We start from the raw sequence: 18,727 nt of genomic DNA, 5'->3' as shown, positions 1-18,727 counted from the left end.
GCCGCTACGTTCAAACCAGCATATTACACGCCTTCCAGTAGTTCAAAAGCCGCTCGTCGTCGCGCTCTTTCTCCGCTTTGATTTTCATCGCCTGGGCGAGATTCTCTCGCGATAACTCATGGCCTTTTTGCACGATGTCTAAAACCGCTTCACCAAGAGCCAGCGAAATTTCTGTCCGATTGTTGCGAATCGTCATAAATACCTCCTCGTTGGTTGCGATAAGTTAATTATGAACGGGAAATAATCAGTCAGTAATAATTCATCTCATTCTTATTTTTTCATTTCGGCGTTAAGTAGAATGAATATTCGGTTCTGTCAATGATGTTTCAAAATGCTAATAGGGCGTTTAAGCCTTAATTTATGCGCTACAGTTAATTTCGTGCAACAGGCAAATAACCGAAACAGGAGAATAATTATGGTAGATAAAAGCGCAATTAAGGATCACACTCAGGTTGTCGCCAGCTGCGGAACGCACGTCGGGGTTGTGGACCATCTTGATGGTGAGCGTATCAAGCTTGCGAAGAGCGATCCGGAATCGGGCGGCAAGCACCATTTTATTCCTCTCGGCTGGGTTGATAAAGTCGAAGATAATAAAGTTGTCCTGACCAAAAACCATAAAGAGGTTTTTGCTGAGTGGCAGGAAGCATAAATATATCTCTCGCAAGGAAATATATGCCTTCGCTCCGGCTTCGTCCGGAGCGTAATAGTGTCTGCGCCCGGTGATTGCTGCCATTGCAAATGGATGGTACTGTTTTGCCTGTCCTTTCCCGATGCAGGCCCCGAATGATGCTCCAGAGTGAAAATAAATCAGCGAAACGCATATTTTTTGTTGAAGATTTTCAGGTATTCGGCGAGCGCTATGGCATCGACTACCGTTTCCCCCAGTTAAAAGAGGCGCAGGTCAGCGGTAGCCCCGTGTTGCAGGGGAATGTTGAAGAGATGATGCTCTCGTCCGGCATTTCGCTGACCCATTCCGACGTACGTGTATTACAGCCCTATGAAACCACCTCTCGCCACAGCAGCCCGCTCTATATGCTGGTGGTGCTGGAAGGGTGCGTGACGCTCACGCTCAATGGTATCAATTATCCCGTCCGCCCGGGCATGGCGTTCAGCTCACGTCTGAGTGAAGATCAGGTAATGAGCGCGCGTCACGATGCCGACAGCACGCTGAAAACGCTCTCGTTTGGCGTGTACCCGCACGATGCCGGACGTGAAGCCTTGCTTGAGTCATTGCTTCTGGAATGGCAAAGCCTGAATGCACCCACGTTTGTCTGGCAGGTTCCCGAGTTTGTGATGTCAGGTATTCTGCATGCGCAGCGGCAGGGGGGAAGCGTGCTCTCACGCAAGCTTTTGCTTGAGGGGCTGATGTATCAGCTGCTCGGCCATGGCCTCAACCAGCGCCAGCAGCCTTGCCCAAGCCGCCCTGAGCATGCGCGTCTTGAACGCGTGCGGAACCTGCTGGAACAGTCTCCTGAACGGGAGCATACTCTCGCGCAGCTGGCAGCCCTGGCTGCAATGAGCCCAAGCAGCCTGCGTAGCAAGTTCCGTCAGCGCTATGGCTGCACCCTCTTCGACTATCTCCGCAACTGTCGCCTTGCGCTGGCGCGCCGCTATCTGCTGGAAGGCCACAGCGTGCAGCAGGCGGCGTGGATGTGCGGGTATCAGCATGCCACCAACTTCGCCACCGCGTTTCGTCGTCATTACGGGATTTCACCGGGTGACGTGCGCAAACTCCGCTAACGTAATTTCTCCTGTCGCGCGAATGCATCCCGTGCGGTTTAGCATCGCGCATACGTAACCTGGCTGTACGCATAGCCGTTTGCACTCTCAAAAAGGTAATAATTCTTATTAACAATAAGAAATATCTCTGGAGAGGGTTATGTTTGCTAAATCGCGTCTGGCACTGCTGGTGGGATGGGTTACCGGTAGCGTCGCTTTTCCTTTACTGGCGCAGGATGCCCAAAAAACTGACACCGTGGTGGTGACCTCGCAGATGCAGTCTGCGGCCACCAAGCTTGAAACACCGGATATTGAAACCCCGCAGTCGGTCTCTATCGTCACGCGCGAGCAGTTCGAAGAGCAGGGCGCAACCAGCGTGCGTCAGGCCGTAAGCTACACGCCGGGGGTCTACAGCAACCAGATCGGGGCGTCAAACCGCTTTGACTACATGGTGCTGCGCGGCTTCTCGGACGGCAGTCTGGACAACGTCTACCTCGACGGCCTGAAGATGATGGGCGACACCAATTCCCACAGCTCGCTGGTGGTTGACCCGTGGTTCCTGGACAGTATCGAAGTCGTGCGCGGTCCAGCCTCCGTGCTCTATGGCCGCTCATCGCCGGGCGGAATTGTGGCGCTCACCTCCCGTAAGCCATCGTTCGATCCTGGCGGGGAGATTAAGCTCTTCGCCGGTAACAATAACCAGCGTGGGGCGATGTTCGACGTGACCGGCCCGGTTGATGATAACGACCGCGTGGCGGTGCGCCTCAGCGGGATGACCCGCTATGCTGATTCCCAGTTCGATCCGCTCAAAGAAGAGCGTTACGCCCTGATGCCGAGCCTGACCTGGCGTATCACCGACAGCACCCGTCTGGATCTGATGGCCTACCTGCACCGCGATCCGGAAGGCGGTAGCCACTCCGGCCTGCCATATGAGGGCACCGTTGTACCGCACAGCGGTAAGAAAATCTCCAACACCTTCTTCGAGGGCGAGGACGATTACGACAAGTACGATCGTCGGGAAAACATGGTCGGCTATAACATCGAGCACCTGTTTGACAGCGGCTGGTCTGTGCGCCAGAAGCTGCGCTACCTGCACACCAAAGTCGAGCTGAACCAGGTGTATGCCGCAGGCTGGCTGAATGACACCGAGCTGAATCGCGGCTATTCCGGCTCTGACGAGAAGATGAACGCCATCACCCTGGATAACCAGGTCGACGGCAGCTTCGACACCGGGGCGGTGAACCACCGCGTGCTGATCGGCATGGACTACCAGGACCGCACCAACAACGTCACCGGCTACTACGGCGGCTTCCCGCCGATTGACGCTTTCCATCCTGTTTACGGTGCGAAGCCGGACTACATCACCCAGTACAGCAGGGAAAAGCATAAGCTTCGCCAGACCGGTTACTACCTACAGGATCAGATGTCCGTTGACCGCTGGCGCCTGACGCTCGGCGGGCGTTACGACCAGGTGAGCGTGTCGAACGTCGACAACTTTAACCACACCCGCAGCGATCTGGATAAAAACAACTTCAGCAGCCGCGCGGCGCTGCTGTATCTGTTTGATAACGGCGTCGCGCCGTACGTCAGCTACTCTACCGCCTTTACGCCGACCAGCTTTGCCGACGAGCAGGGCAACATTTTGGATCCGATGAAGGGCAAGCAGTGGGAAGCGGGCGTGAAGTATGAGCCAGAGGGGATGAACAGCCAGTTCAGCGCCTCGGTGTTCCGCATCAACCAGAAGAACATTGCCACTAAAGAGGAGCCGACCGATCCGTACCGTTCCATTGGTGAAATCGAATCCGAAGGCGTTGAGCTGGAGGCGATTGGTCAGCTGACCGACAGCCTGCGTATGCAGGCGGCGTACACCTACACGGATATTCGCTACAAGAAGAGCAGCCCGGAAGAGGAGGGCAAGCGCGCCGTTTATGCCCCGCGTAACATGGCCAGCGCCTGGCTGAGCTACGACGTCAAAACCGGCCTGCTGGACGGCCTGATCGTCGGCTCCGGCGTGCGCTATGTCAACGGGATCGCCAGCGATCGCCAGAACACCCATACGCTTCCGTCGTACACGCTGGTGGATATGACCGTGGGGTATGACCTGTCAAAAGTGGGGCTCACGGGCGTGAGCGCGCAGTTGAACGTCAATAACCTGACGGACAGAAGCTACGTCGCGGCCTGTAACTCTCTCTCTTACTGCTACTTCGGTGCAGAACGCAGCATTGTGGGCAGCGTTTCGTGGAAGTTCTGAGTTGTTGATCTTGCCGGGTGGCGGGAGCGGTTTTCTCCCTCTCCCTGTGGGAGAGGGGCGGGGTGAGGGCAAAATGCCGCACTACTCCTCCATCGCAATCACAATCGCTTCACCCATCTTTTTTAATGCCTCGCGATTTTTGTCTGTCGGCGGCAGCGCTACGTTGATCCGCAGGCAGTTGCGGTACTTCCCGGAGGCGGAAAACAGCGACCCGGCCGCGGCCTGGATCTTCAGCCGGCACAGCTGCTTGCTGACGCACACCATATCGACCGTCTCCGGCAGCTCAACCCACAGCAGGAAGCTGCCCTGCGGGCGGGTGACGCATATCTCTGCCGGAAAATACTGCCGCACCCAGCAGGTGTAGGTCTCCATATTCTGCTGATAAATCTGGCGCATACGCCGCACGTGGCGATGGTAATGGCCGTCGCGGATAAACGCCGCCACCGCCATCTGCGTGCCCGGCACGTTAAACCCGCCCGCGGCGTACTTCATGTGCATCACCCGATCGTAATAGCGCCCCGGCACAATCCAGCCGACGCGCAGGCCCGGCGCCACGGTCTTGGTAAACGAACTGCATAACAGCACGCGACCATCAATATCCATAGAATGAATGGTGCGCGGACGCGGATACTCCGCCGCCAGCTCGCCGTAGATATCATCCTCAACAATCACGATATCGTGCCGCTGTGCCAGGGCTAAGACCTGCTTCTTCCGCGCCTCCGGCATGATAAACCCGAGCGGGTTATTGCAGTTCGGCACCAGGATCACCGCCTTGATCGGCCACTGCTCCAGCGCCAGCTCCAACGCCTCGATGCTGATCCCGGTCTCGGGATCGGTGGGAATTTCAATGGCCTTGATGTCAAAGCCGCGCAGCATCTGCATGGTGCCGTGAAACGATGGTGACTCGACTGCCACGATGTCACCCGGCTTGCACACCGAGAGCAGGGCGATCGACAGCGCGCCGTGGCAGCCGTTGGTAATGACAATTTCGTTTGCCGCGACGGTGGAGCCGCCGTCCAGCATCAGGCGGGCGATTTGCTCGCGCAGCTCCAGGCGCCCGTCGAGCACATCATAGCTCAGCATCTCGCCGGGGTTATGCTGCGCGATGCGGCTCATCTCGCGCCACAGGGGCTTCAGGCTCGGCTGGTTAATGTCCGGCGAGCCGCCGCCAAAGGAGATCATCTCTTTGTCGGCGCGGGCGTCCAGCAGCATCATCACCTCATCCCACTGAGTGACGTCCACAGGGCGCTGCACCGGGCGGGTCATTGCCGGTACGGGCGGCTGGGCTTTGCGTTTCGAGACGAAATAGCCGGAGCGCGGCTGAGGCGTGATCAGCTGGAGGTTTTCGAGGATCTGGTAGGCCTGCTGTATGGTGCTGATGCTCACGCCGTGCTCCTGGCTCAGCGTGCGTACCGACGGCAGACGTTCGCCGCTGCGATACAGCCCTTGTTCAATGCGTTCCGCCAGGAGGTTGGCCAGATGTTGATAGCGCGTCATGCTGTATCCTTTGTTTTCACCATACAGAGCATTAAACCAGTACAGATGGATGAATAAACCACCATGCAGATACCGTTTTAGCGGATCTGTATGTTAAACAAAAGTTGTTTTTGCATCTGTATTACGCAGGTCGATTTCCAGGATGATAACCCCACTGGCACAGCGAGGAGAGCATCATGGAATTCTACGAGAATTGTTCAAAACGTCCGTTTATCGCGTTTGTCTGGGTAGCGAAAACGCTGCGTAACTGGTATCGCATCAACCGTACCCGCCGTATTCTGAGCCAGATGAGCGACGAGCAGCTCAAGGACGTCGGGTTATCGCGATATGATGTGTGAGCATAGGGTTGCCCGGTGGCGCCACGCTTACCGGGCCTACAGGAGACCGTAGGCCGGGGAAGGCGCAGCCGCCACCCGGTGGTTTTCAGCTCAACAGTTCCAGCGTCTGCCGTTTCGGCCTTTCCAGCAAATCCAGCGCCTCCTGATACGACCGCACGTTGTTATAGCCCATCACCAGCCCGTAGCGTTTTCCTGATCCTTGATACCACGCCGAAAGCGCATTGACCTGCAATTGCTGTTCCTGCCAGCAGCGGGCGATCTCCCGGTCAGCGCTTCCCTTTGCGAGGAACGCGACAATATGCATCCCGCCGTCGTTTTGCTCGGTGAAAAACAGATCGCCATAGACCTCACGCAGGGCGGCAATCATCCAGTCGCGGCGGGTCTGATAGAGCGCGCGCATCTTTTTCAGATGACGGAAAAAATGCCCTTCGTTGAGAAACGCGGTGAGGATCTTTTGCGTCAGCACCGGCTGGCCGCTGGTGAGGATGTCCGCGCTGTCGGTAAACGCGCCGACGGTGCTGGCGGGCATCACCACGTAGCCCATGCGCAGCGATGGCATGATGGTTTTGCTGAAGGTGCCCATAAAGATCACCCTGTCATGCTGGTCGAGGCTTTTCAGCGACGGCAGCACTTTGCGGGTGTAGTGAAATTCGCCGTCATAATCATCTTCGATAATCCACGCCTCGTTTTGTGACGCCCAGTCGAGCAACTGCTGCTTGCGCGGCAGGGAGAGCGTCACCGCCAGCGGGCTCTGGTGAGACGGAGTAACGATGGCGAAGCGGGCATCGTGGTGATTACGCAGCAGGTAGTCCGTATCCATCCCTGCGCGATCGACCGGCACGGTGTGCAGGCGGGGCACAATGCGCTTGAGCAACTGCTGGCCCATAAAGTAGCCTGGATCCTCAAATACCACCTTATCGCTGCGGCTGGCGAGCGTGTCGAGGATCAGGCGCAGGCTGCCGCTGTAGCCGCTGGTGATCATTACCTGTTCCGCAGTGCAGGATAACCCGCGCGAGATATTGAGATAGCGGGCTATCGCCTCGCGCAGCGGATACCAGCCCAGAACGGGCGGGTTGAGCATTTCATCCTGACGCATGGCGCGCGTCGCCTGGCCCGCCAGCAGCAGCCATTTTTTATAGGGGAAGCTGTCGAGCGCGGGAATGCCGGGGCGCAGAAAACCGGCTCGTTCGCGTTGGCTAATCAACGACGCCGGCAGCGTGCCGGTCGCTTGTTCTGTGGGGGCGTTTTGCGCGGGCAGCAGAAGATCCGGATTCACCCGCGTCCCGCGCGCGCCCTGGCTCACCAGATACCCTTCGCCCGTCAGAATGGCATACGCCGTCTCGACGGTTTTGCGCGCCACCTTCAGCTCTTCCGCCAGCACGCGGATGGCAGGTACCTTGTCGCCCGGCTTCAGCACGCCGCGCATGATGTTGTCGCGATAGCGGGAATAAATCTCGTGATAGCCCGGCTTCATGTCCTACCTCATTTCACGCTTTTTGTATCTTTTTACTATGTCATGAACGGCGTAGATTTGCTTCATCGCATGACACATGCCGCACAAAAAAGAGGAAAGACAATGAGCACTCGCGTAAACCACCACAAAGCCACCCCTGCACTCACCAACGCGCTTTCCGCCCTGAGCATGGAAGTGGCGAAAACCTCTATTGATCCGGCGCTGAAGCACCTGATCGACATTCGCGTGTCGCAGCTGAACGGCTGTACGTTCTGTCTCGATATGCACTCAAAAGAGGCGAAAATTGCCGGCGAGCGCGAGCTGCGCCTGTACCATCTGGCGGCCTGGCGCGAGTCCCCGCTGTTCAGCGCCCGTGAAAAAGCGGCGCTGGCCTTCACCGAAGCGCTGACCCAAATCGGCGTTCACGGCGTGAGCGATGCGCTGTACCGCAGCGTGGCGGAGCACTTCTCGGACGTGGAGATTTCAGAGCTGAACTTCGCCATCGTGGCGATCAACGCCTGGAACCGCCTGGGCATTACCTCCCGCATGGAGCCGGGCTCGCTGGATGCGGCGTACGCGCTGAACAAGGCTAACCTGGAATAATCCCGCGCTCGCGGATCATCGCCACCAGCGCCCGCAACCCCGGCGGGACGTGGCGATGGCCGGGGTAGTACAGGCGCAGCCCGGCAAACGGCTGCGCCCAGTCGTTTAAGACGCTCACCAGCTCCCCGCTTTTCAGTTCGTCCTGAATATAGATTTCCGGTAAAAATCCCACCCCTAACCCCGCTTTTACGGCGCGGATCGAGGCAAAAAGATCGGACGTCGCAAAGCGCGGCGGCACGGCAAGGGCGTACGTTTCCCCCCGACGGGCCAGCTCCCAGCGGTAGATCCCGCCGTGGGCCATACGCATGCCGATCCCCTGATGCGAAAGCAGATCGTCCGGCGTCTCGGGTATGCCGTGACGGGCGAAATAGTCCGGCGTGGCGGTGACGAGCTGGCGGATCTCACCGGTCAGCGGCACGGCGATCATGTCCTGCGGAACGGACTCTTCGAGGCGGATCCCCGCGTCATAGCCTTCCGCTACGATGTCGATCATCCTCGCTTCGCTCACCGTTTCCACGCGCATTTTCGGGTAGCGGATCATGAAATCGATCAGCAGCTGGTCCAGAAACAGGGTGCCGATATGGTTCGGCACGTTGAGGCGCAGCGTTCCGGCGGGTTCCCCGGTGTCGCTGTGGATCTCCTCCCCGGCGAGGCGGATCTCCTGTAGCGCCGGGCCGATACGCGCCACGTAGCGCTGTCCGGCGTCGGTGAGCGCCACGCTGCGGGTGGTGCGGTTGAAAAGCCGCGTCTCAAGGCGGCTCTCCAGCCCGGCGATGGCGTTGCTGACCGCCGTGGCGGACATCCCCAGTTCCTGCGCCGCGCCGCGAAAGCTGCCGCGCCGCACCACCGCCATCACCACTTCCAGCTCTGTCAGACCTGAACGATGCATAGATTATCCTGAAAATCGAAACAACCCTTGCAGCATAGCGTGGATTATCGCAACGGAGAAGCCGTGACAGACTGGGCTCACACAGCCTGAGGAGGTTTATATGCACACCATCGAACAGATCTTTATTAACGGCGAGTTTGTTACCCCGCACGGTACCGAGTGGTTTGATTTGTACAATCCGGCGACGGCGCAGGTCATCGGCCAGGTTCGCCTGGCGGATGAGGTTGACGCTGAACGCGCTATCGCGGCGGCGAAAGCGGCGTTTCCGGCGTGGTCGCAGACCACAAAGCAGGAACGCATCGCCGCGCTGAAGCGCATGCACGCCGCCGTGGCCGCTCGTCACGACGCTCTGCTGGAAGCGGTCATTGAAGAGTACGGCGCGCCCGCCTCGCGCTCGGCGTGGATGGCAAGCTATCCGGCAGAGGTGATTGCTCAGGCCATCGAGGCGCTGGAGGCATTTGAGTTTGTCACCTCCGCAGGTGCCGCAACGGTGCAGATGACGCCGCTCGGCGTGGCCGGGCTGATTACGCCGTGGAACAGCGATGCGGGGTTTATCTGCGGCAAACTGGCGGCCGCGCTGGCGGCGGGCTGCACGGCGGTCATCAAGCCGAGTGAAATGAGCGCACTGCAAACGCAGATTGTCACCGAAGCGCTGCGCGACGCTGCGCTACCGCCGGGCGTGTTTAACATCGTCACCGGACGGGGTGAGACGGTCGGTGACACAATCAGCCGCCATCCGGACGTCGCGAAAATCTCGTTCACCGGTTCCACGAATACCGGCAAGGCGATCCTGCGCAACGCGGCGGAAAGCTTTAAGCGCGTGACGCTGGAGTTGGGCGGTAAATCACCGACGATCCTGCTGGATGATGTGGATCTGGCGCAGGCGATCCCGCTGGTGATCCAGGCCGGGTTTATGAACAGCGGGCAGGCGTGCGTGGCCGGGACGCGCATTCTGGTGCCTTACTCGCGCAAAGCGGAGATCGAAACCGCGCTGGCGCAGGCCGTGGCGGCGATGAAATCCGGCGACCCGCGCAACAGCACGACAGACGTCGGCCCGATGGTCAGCGAAAAGCAGTGGCTGCGGGTGCAGGGCTATATCCGCAAAGGAATCGAAGAAGGGGCGCGCCTGTTGGCGGGCGGCGAAGGGCGACCGGAAGGCACGCGGGACGGCTGGTTTGTGCGTCCGACGCTGTTTGCCGGCGTGAACAATCGGATGACCATTGCCCGCGACGAGATTTTCGGCCCGGTGCTGTGCGTAATCCCTTATCAGGACGAGGCGGAGGCGATTGCCATTGCCAACGATACCGAGTACGGCCTGAGCGCGATGGTGCTGGGCGGCGATGTGGACCGCGCGCGACGCGTGGCACAGCAGATTGTTTCCGGTCGCGTGCTGGTGAACACCCTGGCTCATGAACCGAAAGCGCCGTTTGGCGGGTTTAAGCACTCCGGCGTGGGGCGCGAGATGGGCGAGTGGGGGATCCGCGCGTTTATGGAGCCGAGGTCGGTTCTGGGCTAAAGCTTCGCTCTTTACCGAAGCATTGTGCTTTTCCATCCTGCATTCTCTCCTCAACATCACAGCGGAGAGACCATCATGATCGCAGTCCTTTTCGAAGCCAAAGCCGCGCCTGCCCATCAGGCGCGCTACCTCCAACTTGCCGCAGAGCTTAAGCCTTTGCTGGCCGACATCGACGGCTTTATCGATATCGAACGGTTCCAGAGCCTGACGACCGACGGCAAAATCCTCTCCCTTTCCTGGTGGCGGGATGAAGAGGCCGTCCGCCGCTGGAAGCAGAACGTCTTTCATCAGGCGGCGCAGGCCGAAGGACGGGCGTCGATTTTCTCTTTCTACCGTATTCGCGTGGCGCAGCTGGTGCGGGAATACAGTTCCGAAACCGGAGGGCACGCGGATGTATGACGTTCACGTGATTTTCCGCGACGGGCCCGGCGAGCTGGCGCGCTTTGGACAGCTGTTGGGGCGCAACGGCGTGGGGCTTGAGGGTGGCGGCGTATTCGGTACCGATGCCCATTTCCTGGTGGAGGACGGGGAAAAAGCCCGCCGTGTGCTGCTCGACGCCGGGTTTACCGTGCAGGCGCTGCGAAAGCCGGTGATCAGAAAGCTTAAGCAGGAGCGTCCTGGCGAGCTGGGCGAGATAGCGGCGGCGCTGGCGGCACGCGGCGTGTCTATCCTGACTCAGTACAGCGACCATGCGAATCACCTTATTCTGCTGACGGATGATGATAAGCTGGCCGCTGAGATCACCACACCCTGGGCGACGAATGTTAAAGACGAGCTTACCCTCTGATAACAGCGCGATGCTGGAAAAGGCGATTGCCGCGGTGGCGGCTGCAATGGCCGATCCGTCGCGCGTGAAGATGCTTTGTGCGCTAATGGACGGGCGTGCGTGGACGGCCACTGAACTGAGTACGGCGGCAGACGTTGCGCCGTCGACCGCCAGCGGGCATCTTGCCCGGCTGGTTGAAGGGCAGCTAATTACCTGCCTGTCGCAAGGGCGGCATCGTTATTATCGTCTTGCCGGGCACGACGTGGCGGCGCTGGTGGAACAGATGATGGGGCTTTCGTGGAGCCGCATTACCCCGCCGGAAACCAGCGCGCCGAAAGCCATGCGTGAAGCCCGGACCTGCTACGACCATCTCGCAGGCGCGGTGGCGGTGCAGATCTATGATTTCATGCAGGCGGAAGGCTGGCTGGAGGCTGACGGTTCCGCATTGACCCTGTATGGTCGGGAGCAGTTCCTGGCGCTCGGTATTCCGTTAAGCGCTCATCCGCGTCGGAAGGCCTGCTGCGCCTGCCTGGACTGGAGCGAGCGGCGGTTTCATCTTGGCGGTGAGGCGGGCGCTGCGCTGCTTATCCACATGGAAAGCAAAGGCTGGATCCAGCGGGTGGCGGGTTATCGGGAGGTGGTGGTGACGGCTTCGGGGAAAAGTGCCGTCAGGAAGCATTTTAGCCGCTAAACGCCGCTGCGGGCTGATGCCCTCACCCCGACCCTCTCCCACAGGGAGAGGGAGAACATCGTTTCGCAATTCCTGCGCTTTAACTTCTCGTTTCTTGATACTTATCCTGATAACTATTATCGTGATGGCGTACTACGAGAGGGCTCCCCATGAGTGAAGAAGATCTGTTTAGCCGCAGGCCGATGGGCATGCGGATGGCGATGATCGTGCGTCAGTGGCGCGCAGTCATCGACGACGCCATTCTCGACACCGGGTTAACCCAGTCGAGCTGGACGGTGATGATGCAGCTTCATCAACTCGGGGATAACGTCTCGGTCAGCGAGCTGGCGGAAGTGCAGGGCATTGAACTGCCTCCCCTAATGCGCACGCTGACACAGCTGGAAAAGCAGGGCTACCTGCTGCGCACCGTCTCGCCGTATGACAAGCGTATCCGGCTGCTGACGCTGACGCCTGAGGGAAAAGCCATTCTTGAAAGGCTCTCTCAGGTGATTGAGACGTTCCAGGCGCGCGTATCGCAAAACATCGCGCCGGAACATATCGATATTTTCAGCGCTACTCTCAATCAAATCGCCTGCAATTTGCGGACAATCCGCGAAGAAGATAATAAGACCGAAAAATAATGACTCCTGAACAAAAGTTTGCCCGCTGGGTAAGGGTGAGTATTGCCTCTTTCCTGCTGATGTTTGTTTACTTTATCGTCGCGGATATCTGGATCCCGCTGACGCCGGACTCCACCGTGATGCGCGTGGTGACCCCGGTGTCTGCCCGCGTCTCCGGGTATGTGGCGGCGGTACATGTCCATAACAATAGCCAGGTTAAGAAAGGCGATCTGCTGTTTGAGCTCGACGCCACGCCGTTTCGCAATAAGGTCGAGGCGGCGCAGATCGCGCTGGAACAGGCGCGTCTGTCTAACGATCAGCTGGATGCGCAGATTGCCGCAGCGCAGGCCAGCCTGAAAACCGCCGTGCTGACCGCGCGTAACGACAAAGTGACATTCGACCGCTACCAGAAACTGAGCACCTTGCAGAACGTATCGCAGGCGGATCTGGATAAGGTCCGTACCACCTGGCAGAGCAGCGAGCAGTCCGTCAGCTCGATCCAGGCGAATATTCATAACCTGCGCATTCAGCGCGGCGAGCGGGATGAGCACCGTAACGTGACGCTGCAAAAATACCGTAACGCGCTGGATGAAGCGGAGCTGAATCTTGGCTGGACGAAGGTCTACGCCGAGGCGGACGGCACGGTCAGTAACCTGCAATTAAGCCCCGGTTTTTACGCCTCATCCGGTTCGGCTGCGCTGGCGCTGGTGAACACCCGGATCGATATCGTGGCGGATTTCCGCGAGAAGAGCCTGCGTCATACCCTTCAGGGGACCGACGCTGCCGTGGTGTTTGACGCCTTCCCGGGGCACGTTTTCCGTGCCCACGTTACCAGCAGCGACGCGGGGATCCTCGCCGGACAGGAGGCCGTAAACGGTCAACTTTCTGAACCGGAAACCTCCAACCGCTGGGTGCGTGATGCCCAGCGTATGCGCATTCACGTAGCGCTGGACGAAGCCTTACCGAAGCCGCTGCCGACCGGCGCGCGCGCCACCGTGCAGCTCTACAACAGCGAAGGGCCGTTTGCGCGATTCTTCTCCGGGATGCAAATCCATCTGGTGAGCCTGCTTCACTATGTCTATTAGCACCCTGGCACGGGTATTTACCCCGCACGGCAACATCGTCTATACGGCAAACGACTTTCGCCAGACCCTGCGTATCGTCTTTGCCGGGATGATTGCGCTCAGCATTTCGAGTTTCTACAACACCAGCTACGGCGTGTTTTTTGTGGTCTACCCGATCATGCTGCTGTCTCTGGTACCAGTGTTTAATCGCCACGTGGCGAAGCAGTTTATCTTCAGCGCCTCGCTGAACTGCGTCGAAATGGTGTTGATTATCGGCTATCTGTCGCAGTGGCCGGTCATCATGACGCTGGTGGTGTTTGCCCTGTACGTGATGCGTTTTCGCTTTATGAGTAAGGGGCCGCTGTTCCTGTTCGGCTCGATGGGCGTGGTTTGCCAGAGCGTGATGCTCAACTTTATGAGCTACCCCACCACCAACTGGCACACGCTTTTATTCTCTAACATCGAAGCGAGCGTGATGGCGGTGTGCCTGAGCGCGCTGATGAACTACCTGCTGCCAGACGTGGAGCCGCGTAAGCCGCCGCCGCTGATTGAGAAAGACGACGCCCGCGTGCGCCACGAGTCGCTGCTATCCGGCACCGTGGCGACGCTGATTTTCGTCGTGTTCCAGATTAGCGACTTAAGCGATTCGCTTTCGGCGCTGATGGCGGGGATTTTGATCCTGTTCCCGATGCACTATCGCGGCTCGGTTATCAGCTCCATCTGGCGCGTGGTTGGCGTGGTGCTGGGGTGCCTCTATATCCTTGTCGTCCAGCTTATCCTCTACGATCACAGCAGCCATATGCTGCTGATGATGCCGCTGATTGGCCTTGGCCTGGCGTTTGGCGCGCGTCTGCACGTAATGGAGAAGGTCGGCGCCGGGGTAGGCTTCGCCAGTATCACCACCATCGGCATTATGTTCGGGCAGAACATGCACCCGGACAGCGACCTGGTGTTCAGCGATCTGTACCGCATCACCTCCGTTACCTTCGCGCTGGTGGTCACGCTGACGATGGTCTTTCTGGTGCACCTGATCCTGAATCGCTTCGAGGCGACGCGCTACGTTATCGCGCCGCCAAAAGCGGATTAATGCCCCAGCACGGCGGGTAGCTGCGAGAGCAGAAACAGGATCAGGCCAATCGTACCGCCCACCAGGGTACCGTTAACGCGAATGAACTGAAGATCTTTACCGATATTGAGTTCTATCTGGCGTGACATGTCTTTGGCATCCCAGCTTTTCACCGTGTCGCTGATATGGCGCGTCAGGAACGCGGCGAAATCCGGCGCCAAGCGGTGCGCGGCCTGCTCCAGATGCTCATTCAGCGACGCCCGCAGGCTGGCGTCGTTGGTCAGCGTTTCGCCAAACCACAGCCCGGCGTTGGCGATACGCTGCTTCACGCGGGAATCATCGCTCTGCATGTCATTTTTCAGCCACTGGCGCAGGTCAGCCCACATTTCCCCCAGATAGCGGTTAAAGGCCTCATCATTCTTGAGGTAGTGTTTGATATTCTCGGCTTTCGCCGTCATCTCCGGATCGTTTTTCAGATTGTCGATGAACTTGATCGTGGCGCGGTCAAACGCCTGACGGATCTGGTGCGTACGGTCGTGGCTGATATCGTCCAGCAGCGTGTTCACCGCGTTCGACACCATCTCCGCGCTTTGATCGCCCAGCCACTCGGTGGGCAGCACCATGGCCTTGCGCGGATGCTCGGTCTTAAGCCAGTGAACGATCTGGTCAGCAATAAATTCCCGCGTGCTTTCCCGCTGAATCAGGGTAATCAGGCGGTTTATGATGGCGTCCAGCAGCACCTGGTGACGGTTGTTTTTGGTCATGCTTTCCAGCATGACGGCGCTGGTCTCGGTTAAATCGACCTTGTCGATAGCCTTATGCACCGCGCGTTTGAGCAGGCGCTGGATGCGCCCATCGTCGGTAAGTTCCAGAAAACCGCCCATCACCTGCACCAGATGCTGCCCCACGCGCCGGGCGTTATCGGGCTGGCTGAACCAGGTCCCAATCATCTGTGCGGGCTCGTAGCGACGGATAAGATCGACAAGGGATTGCGTATCGAGAAACTTTTCCTGCACGAACTGGCCGAGATTGTCGCCGATGCGGTCTTTATTGCGCGGGATAATCGCCGTATGGCGCGAGATAAAGGGAATGGGCACCCGGCGGAACAGCGCGACAATGGCAAACCAGTCCGCCAGCGCGCCAACCATCGCCGCCTCGGCAATGGCCTTTACGCCGCGCACCCAGAAGGTTTGCGGCATGAACAGGGTGGTGATAAACGCTGCGACGGCAATCAGCAGCAGCGACAGCGCGAGAAGCTTGGCGCGTTTGAGTTCGGTATGCTTTTCCATGGGTTAAGGATAGAGGGATACGGGGGAAAAGTGCAAAAACCGCCACAGCACCCACCCACCAAACCCCATCAATACCACCCCCGCCGTGCGCTCTATCAGCCAGAGCGAACGGCTGAGCTTTCGCTGAACCGCCGGTAACCCCATCAGCGATACCAGCGCAAAATCCCATACCAGTACTACCATCACCATCCAGACGCCGCAGGTCGCCTGCTGAAGCAGCGTGACGTGCGGCCCGAGTAACGCCGTCATTAGCGCCAGGTAGAACAACGCGTTTTTGGGATTTAACAACGCCGAACCCAGCCCCAGCAGGATCTGCTTACGCAGCGAAGGGCAGCGCTCATCTGTTTCATTTAGCGCCAGCGTCTGCGGTCGGCTGCGTACAAGATGCGAGCCGATCCAGAGCAAATACAGTGCACCGGATAATTCAATCAACGTGAACAGCCACGCGAACTGACGCAGCGCGCTCCATCCTACAATGACCAGCAAAATGTAAAGCCCGTTTCCTGCCGCTATCCCGATGCACAATCCGGCGCTGCCGCGCAGTCGGTAGCGGGCGGCGTAGCCCATCAGCAGGAAGAAATCCGGGCCAGGGCTTAACAGGGCAACAAAATGCGCCAGCGCCAGGGCGAGAAAAGCGGAAGGGAAGAATAGTTCCATAGCGACCTCAGAATGCAAAACTGGGGCCAGACTACGAAAACACAGAACCTATTTATTGTCTGTTATTGATCGGCCCGTAGCGTACTGGCGCGGTGTGGCGGCGGTGTAGCGCACAAAGGTCTTATGAAAATGGCTCTGGTCGGCAAACCCGCTCTGGTAGCCGACGTCGGCAATGTCGTCTCCGGCACGCAGCCGCGCTTTGGCGTACTCCACGCGGGAGACGTTGAGAAAGCTGACCGGCGTCAGGCCGGTGTCCTTCTTGAAGGTACGGATCAGCGTCTCCTTTCGCAGCGAGAATCGTTGCGCAAGTGCGTCGAGGGAAGGCGGGCTGGAAAGATTGGAAAGAAATGCCTGCTGAACCTGCTGGCTGGTTGATCCAGGCTTTTCTCCCTCATCCATGCAATGGGGAAGGGCAGTAAGCAGCCTGTCCACGGACGCAGGGGACATCCTCTCAACAACTTCCCGGTAATACATAAACAGCGTAGCGTTGCGAATCACCTGAACCGCAAGGGGAAGATCCGTATCAATATAAAGCATATGATAACTACGCGGCTGCCCGGCAACAGGGTTGCAGCTGTGTGGGACATAAGCCGGGATCACAATCAGGTCTCCGGGCTGGAGGATGTATTCTCTGCCATTACACACGCAGCATGTCTGGCCTTCCACAATTGCGCCGATGGAGAGCTGAGGGTGGCAATGGCGTTTGTACGCCTGCATGCTCTGCCACGTGCTGCGTAGTTCAAGGCCTGAGGCGCGGTGAAAAGTCTGCCGGATGTGTCGGGTATCGGTCATATGAACTCCTTCTGGACGTTTTTTATACCACGTCAGCGAACCGTCTGGCAGCGCTTCATTAAGAACCTTCCGTATATACCCAACTTTACCTTCATAGCCAGTCACATTGACTACCCTTAATACCCTAAGCGGTAAAACAAGGAGATTCGATATGGCTTACCAGACAGTAAATCCTGCCACGAACCAGCTCATCAAAGAATATCCCTCTCACACTGACGCAGACGTTGAAGCGGCGCTGAAGGCAGCCGATGCGCTCTATCACTCCGACTGGGCGAAAGGTGACATAAGCCAGCGCCTGCCGGTGCTGCATAAGCTGGCGGACCTGATCGACGAACGCGCGGAGGATCTGGCGAAAATCGCCAGTCAGGAGATGGGTAAGCTCATCGAACAAAGCCGCGGTGAAGTGAAGCTATGCGCGCAAATCGCCCGCTACTATGCTGACAACGCGAAGCAGTTCCTGGCCCCGGTGAAGTATGACTCTGAACTCGGGGAAGCATGGGTTGAACATCACCCCATCGGCGTGCTGATGGCCGTCGAACCATGGAACTTCCCATACTATCAGCTGATGCGCGTTCTGGCGCCAAACCTGGCAGCGGGCAACCCGGTGATCGCCAAGCATGCCAGTATCGTGCCGCACTGTGCAGAAACATTTGCACAGCTGGTACGTGAAGCGGGCGCGCCGGAAGGGGCGTGGACCAACCTGTTTATCTCGTCCGAACAGGTGGCGAACATCATCGCCGACGATCGCGTACAGGGGGCGGCGCTGACCGGTTCAGAAAAAGCGGGTAGCGTGGTTGCGGCACAGGCTGCGAAACACATCAAAAAATCGACCCTTGAACTGGGCGGGAACGACGTCTTCGTGGTGCTGGACGATGCGGATCTGGAGAAAGCCGTGAAGATCGGCGTTAACGCGCGGCTTAATAACGCCGGGCAGGTCTGTACCGCGGCGAAGCGCTTTATCCTGCATGAAAAGATTGCAGACGCCTTCCTGAACAAATTCACCGAGGCGTTTAAGCAGGTGAAGATTGGCGATCCGCTGGACGAAAGTACCACGCTGGGGCCTTTGTCATCCAAAGACGCGCTGGAGACGCTAACTAAACAGGTTAACGAGGCGGTGAAAAACGGCGCGAAGCTGCACCATGGCGGCAAGCCGGTGCAGCGTGAGGGGAGCTTCTTCGAGCCGACCATCCTGACGAATATCTCGCGCGATAACCCGGCGTATTTCGAAGAGTTCTTTGGTCCGGTAGCGCAGATTTATGTGGTGAAAAACGACGACGAGGCGGTTGCCCTGGCGAACGACTCCCACTACGGTCTGGGCGGAGCGGTGTTCAGCCAGAACATCGAGCGCGCGAAGAAAATGGCGTCGCGCATTGAGACCGGGATGGTGTACATCAACTGGCTCACCGATACGGCGGCAGAACTGCCGTTCGGCGGCGTAAAACGTTCGGGTTACGGACGCGAGCTGTCGGATCTGGGGATCAAAGAGTTTGTGAACCAGAAGCTGGTGGTGGTGCGTAAGTGACGTAGTAATAAAAAA

At 58.4% G+C, this 18,727-nt stretch carries 20 protein-coding genes; 13 read left to right on the top strand and 7 right to left on the bottom strand.

The window, feature by feature from the left end; genetic code table 11:
- Nucleotides 1–10 precede the first annotated feature (10 nt).
- Entirely contained in the window at nucleotides 11–196 is a 186-nt protein-coding gene (locus ACOTXD_RS09740; RefSeq protein WP_003863066.1) for a hypothetical protein, read from the bottom strand.
- 219 nt (nucleotides 197–415) lie between these two features.
- Between ACOTXD_RS09740 and ACOTXD_RS09735 the strand changes: the two genes are divergently transcribed.
- The 3 genes from ACOTXD_RS09735 to foxA all read left to right on the top strand — a co-directional run bounded on the left by ACOTXD_RS09735 (nucleotide 416) and on the right by foxA (nucleotide 3,970).
- Nucleotides 416–649 (top strand): DUF2171 domain-containing protein, encoded by a 234-nt coding sequence (locus tag ACOTXD_RS09735; RefSeq protein WP_003863067.1) that lies wholly within the window; start codon nucleotides 416–418, stop codon nucleotides 647–649.
- 134 nt (nucleotides 650–783) lie between these two features.
- Nucleotides 784–1,740 carry a helix-turn-helix domain-containing protein gene (locus ACOTXD_RS09730; RefSeq protein ID WP_061856000.1) on the top strand — a complete coding sequence of 319 codons (957 nt, stop codon included), beginning with the start codon at nucleotides 784–786 and terminating at the stop codon, nucleotides 1,738–1,740.
- Between the two features lie 121 nt (nucleotides 1,741–1,861).
- The gene (gene foxA / locus ACOTXD_RS09725; protein ID WP_126501100.1) at nucleotides 1,862–3,970 is read left to right on the top strand and encodes a ferrioxamine B receptor FoxA; all 2,109 of its coding nucleotides are present in this window, start codon (nucleotides 1,862–1,864) and stop codon (nucleotides 3,968–3,970) included.
- An 81-nt stretch (nucleotides 3,971–4,051) separates the two neighbouring features.
- Here foxA and ACOTXD_RS09720 read toward each other — a convergent pair whose 3' ends face one another.
- Complete coding sequence (locus tag ACOTXD_RS09720) at nucleotides 4,052–5,467, bottom strand: PLP-dependent aminotransferase family protein (RefSeq protein ID WP_003863072.1); 1,416 nt, start codon at nucleotides 5,465–5,467, stop codon at nucleotides 4,052–4,054.
- 176 nt (nucleotides 5,468–5,643) lie between these two features.
- Between ACOTXD_RS09720 and ACOTXD_RS09715 the strand changes: the two genes are divergently transcribed.
- Nucleotides 5,644–5,805 (top strand): DUF1127 domain-containing protein, encoded by a 162-nt coding sequence (locus ACOTXD_RS09715; RefSeq protein WP_045350441.1) that lies wholly within the window; start codon nucleotides 5,644–5,646, stop codon nucleotides 5,803–5,805.
- An 85-nt stretch (nucleotides 5,806–5,890) separates the two neighbouring features.
- Here the strand turns inward: ACOTXD_RS09715 and ACOTXD_RS09710 are convergent, their stop codons facing one another.
- Nucleotides 5,891–7,279: a PLP-dependent aminotransferase family protein gene (locus ACOTXD_RS09710; RefSeq protein WP_061856002.1), complete on the bottom strand. Its 1,389-nt coding sequence runs from the start codon at nucleotides 7,277–7,279 to the stop codon at nucleotides 5,891–5,893.
- Between the two features lie 102 nt (nucleotides 7,280–7,381).
- On the opposite strand from ACOTXD_RS09710, the gene ACOTXD_RS09705 reads away from it, so the two are divergent.
- Complete coding sequence (locus ACOTXD_RS09705; protein WP_061856003.1) at nucleotides 7,382–7,861, top strand: carboxymuconolactone decarboxylase family protein; 480 nt, start codon at nucleotides 7,382–7,384, stop codon at nucleotides 7,859–7,861.
- On the opposite strand, the gene ACOTXD_RS09700 is transcribed toward ACOTXD_RS09705, so the two are convergent.
- Nucleotides 7,848–8,750: a LysR family transcriptional regulator gene (locus tag ACOTXD_RS09700; protein WP_003863079.1), complete on the bottom strand. Its 903-nt coding sequence runs from the start codon at nucleotides 8,748–8,750 to the stop codon at nucleotides 7,848–7,850. The genes ACOTXD_RS09705 and ACOTXD_RS09700 overlap by 14 nt on opposite strands.
- 100 nt (nucleotides 8,751–8,850) lie before the next feature.
- Between ACOTXD_RS09700 and ACOTXD_RS09695 the strand changes: the two genes are divergently transcribed.
- From ACOTXD_RS09695 to ACOTXD_RS09665, 7 genes are all read left to right on the top strand, one after another.
- Nucleotides 8,851–10,266: an aldehyde dehydrogenase family protein gene (locus ACOTXD_RS09695; RefSeq protein ID WP_061856004.1), complete on the top strand. Its 1,416-nt coding sequence runs from the start codon at nucleotides 8,851–8,853 to the stop codon at nucleotides 10,264–10,266.
- Between the two features lie 75 nt (nucleotides 10,267–10,341).
- Complete coding sequence (locus ACOTXD_RS09690; protein WP_003863082.1) at nucleotides 10,342–10,665, top strand: antibiotic biosynthesis monooxygenase family protein; 324 nt, start codon at nucleotides 10,342–10,344, stop codon at nucleotides 10,663–10,665.
- Nucleotides 10,658–11,053 carry an amino acid-binding ACT protein gene (locus ACOTXD_RS09685; RefSeq protein ID WP_022650340.1) on the top strand — a complete coding sequence of 132 codons (396 nt, stop codon included), beginning with the start codon at nucleotides 10,658–10,660 and terminating at the stop codon, nucleotides 11,051–11,053. The genes ACOTXD_RS09690 and ACOTXD_RS09685 overlap by 8 nt, the downstream gene beginning before the upstream one ends.
- The gene (locus tag ACOTXD_RS09680; protein ID WP_126501101.1) at nucleotides 11,028–11,723 is read left to right on the top strand and encodes an ArsR/SmtB family transcription factor; all 696 of its coding nucleotides are present in this window, start codon (nucleotides 11,028–11,030) and stop codon (nucleotides 11,721–11,723) included. The genes ACOTXD_RS09685 and ACOTXD_RS09680 overlap by 26 nt, the downstream gene beginning before the upstream one ends.
- A 149-nt stretch (nucleotides 11,724–11,872) precedes the next feature.
- Nucleotides 11,873–12,343 carry a MarR family winged helix-turn-helix transcriptional regulator gene (locus ACOTXD_RS09675; RefSeq protein ID WP_003863089.1) on the top strand — a complete coding sequence of 157 codons (471 nt, stop codon included), beginning with the start codon at nucleotides 11,873–11,875 and terminating at the stop codon, nucleotides 12,341–12,343.
- Nucleotides 12,340–13,407 carry an HlyD family secretion protein gene (locus ACOTXD_RS09670; RefSeq protein WP_126501102.1) on the top strand — a complete coding sequence of 356 codons (1,068 nt, stop codon included), beginning with the start codon at nucleotides 12,340–12,342 and terminating at the stop codon, nucleotides 13,405–13,407. The genes ACOTXD_RS09675 and ACOTXD_RS09670 overlap by 4 nt, the downstream gene beginning before the upstream one ends.
- Nucleotides 13,397–14,473, top strand: a complete 1,077-nt coding sequence (locus ACOTXD_RS09665; protein ID WP_003863094.1) for a DUF2955 domain-containing protein — start codon at nucleotides 13,397–13,399, stop codon at nucleotides 14,471–14,473. The genes ACOTXD_RS09670 and ACOTXD_RS09665 overlap by 11 nt, the downstream gene beginning before the upstream one ends.
- Here the strand turns inward: ACOTXD_RS09665 and ACOTXD_RS09660 are convergent.
- From ACOTXD_RS09660 to ACOTXD_RS09650, 3 genes are read right to left on the bottom strand one after another with little or no spacing between them, the layout of a single operon-like run.
- Nucleotides 14,470–15,741, bottom strand: a complete 1,272-nt coding sequence (locus ACOTXD_RS09660) for a DUF445 domain-containing protein (protein ID WP_061856007.1) — start codon at nucleotides 15,739–15,741, stop codon at nucleotides 14,470–14,472. The genes ACOTXD_RS09665 and ACOTXD_RS09660 overlap by 4 nt on opposite strands.
- A gap of 3 nt (nucleotides 15,742–15,744) precedes the next feature.
- Nucleotides 15,745–16,398, bottom strand: a complete 654-nt coding sequence (locus ACOTXD_RS09655) for a LysE family translocator (protein WP_061856008.1) — start codon at nucleotides 16,396–16,398, stop codon at nucleotides 15,745–15,747.
- Nucleotides 16,399–16,446: 48 nt separating this feature from the next.
- Nucleotides 16,447–17,190: an AraC family transcriptional regulator gene (locus ACOTXD_RS09650; RefSeq protein WP_045342558.1), complete on the bottom strand. Its 744-nt coding sequence runs from the start codon at nucleotides 17,188–17,190 to the stop codon at nucleotides 16,447–16,449.
- Between the two features lie 151 nt (nucleotides 17,191–17,341).
- Between ACOTXD_RS09650 and ACOTXD_RS09645 the strand changes: the two genes are divergently transcribed.
- Nucleotides 17,342–18,712, top strand: coding sequence for an NAD-dependent succinate-semialdehyde dehydrogenase (locus ACOTXD_RS09645; RefSeq protein WP_061856009.1), 1,371 nt, complete (start codon nucleotides 17,342–17,344; stop codon nucleotides 18,710–18,712).
- Nucleotides 18,713–18,727: the final 15 nt, after the last annotated feature.

This window comes from Enterobacter cloacae complex sp. CDL013, from assembly GCF_049238805.1.
GTDB lineage: Bacteria > Pseudomonadota > Gammaproteobacteria > Enterobacterales > Enterobacteriaceae > Enterobacter > Enterobacter hormaechei_C.
This window is presented reverse-complemented; position numbering and strand designations above follow the sequence as displayed.

Coding starts and splice junctions, on each gene's coding strand:
- ACOTXD_RS09740 (WP_003863066.1), bottom strand. CDS start 196: ATGACGATTCGCAACAATCGGACAGAAATTTCGCTGGCTCTTGGTGAA.
- ACOTXD_RS09735 (WP_003863067.1), top strand. CDS start 416: ATGGTAGATAAAAGCGCAATTAAGGATCACACTCAGGTTGTCGCCAGC.
- ACOTXD_RS09730 (WP_061856000.1), top strand. CDS start 784: ATGATGCTCCAGAGTGAAAATAAATCAGCGAAACGCATATTTTTTGTT.
- ACOTXD_RS09720 (WP_003863072.1), bottom strand. CDS start 5,467: ATGACGCGCTATCAACATCTGGCCAACCTCCTGGCGGAACGCATTGAA.
- ACOTXD_RS09715 (WP_045350441.1), top strand. CDS start 5,644: ATGGAATTCTACGAGAATTGTTCAAAACGTCCGTTTATCGCGTTTGTC.
- ACOTXD_RS09710 (WP_061856002.1), bottom strand. CDS start 7,279: ATGAAGCCGGGCTATCACGAGATTTATTCCCGCTATCGCGACAACATC.
- ACOTXD_RS09705 (WP_061856003.1), top strand. CDS start 7,382: ATGAGCACTCGCGTAAACCACCACAAAGCCACCCCTGCACTCACCAAC.
- ACOTXD_RS09700 (WP_003863079.1), bottom strand. CDS start 8,750: ATGCATCGTTCAGGTCTGACAGAGCTGGAAGTGGTGATGGCGGTGGTG.
- ACOTXD_RS09695 (WP_061856004.1), top strand. CDS start 8,851: ATGCACACCATCGAACAGATCTTTATTAACGGCGAGTTTGTTACCCCG.
- ACOTXD_RS09690 (WP_003863082.1), top strand. CDS start 10,342: ATGATCGCAGTCCTTTTCGAAGCCAAAGCCGCGCCTGCCCATCAGGCG.
- ACOTXD_RS09685 (WP_022650340.1), top strand. CDS start 10,658: ATGTATGACGTTCACGTGATTTTCCGCGACGGGCCCGGCGAGCTGGCG.
- ACOTXD_RS09680 (WP_126501101.1), top strand. CDS start 11,028: ATGTTAAAGACGAGCTTACCCTCTGATAACAGCGCGATGCTGGAAAAG.
- ACOTXD_RS09675 (WP_003863089.1), top strand. CDS start 11,873: ATGAGTGAAGAAGATCTGTTTAGCCGCAGGCCGATGGGCATGCGGATG.
- ACOTXD_RS09665 (WP_003863094.1), top strand. CDS start 13,397: ATGTCTATTAGCACCCTGGCACGGGTATTTACCCCGCACGGCAACATC.
- ACOTXD_RS09660 (WP_061856007.1), bottom strand. CDS start 15,741: ATGGAAAAGCATACCGAACTCAAACGCGCCAAGCTTCTCGCGCTGTCG.
- ACOTXD_RS09655 (WP_061856008.1), bottom strand. CDS start 16,398: ATGGAACTATTCTTCCCTTCCGCTTTTCTCGCCCTGGCGCTGGCGCAT.
- ACOTXD_RS09650 (WP_045342558.1), bottom strand. CDS start 17,190: ATGACCGATACCCGACACATCCGGCAGACTTTTCACCGCGCCTCAGGC.
- ACOTXD_RS09645 (WP_061856009.1), top strand. CDS start 17,342: ATGGCTTACCAGACAGTAAATCCTGCCACGAACCAGCTCATCAAAGAA.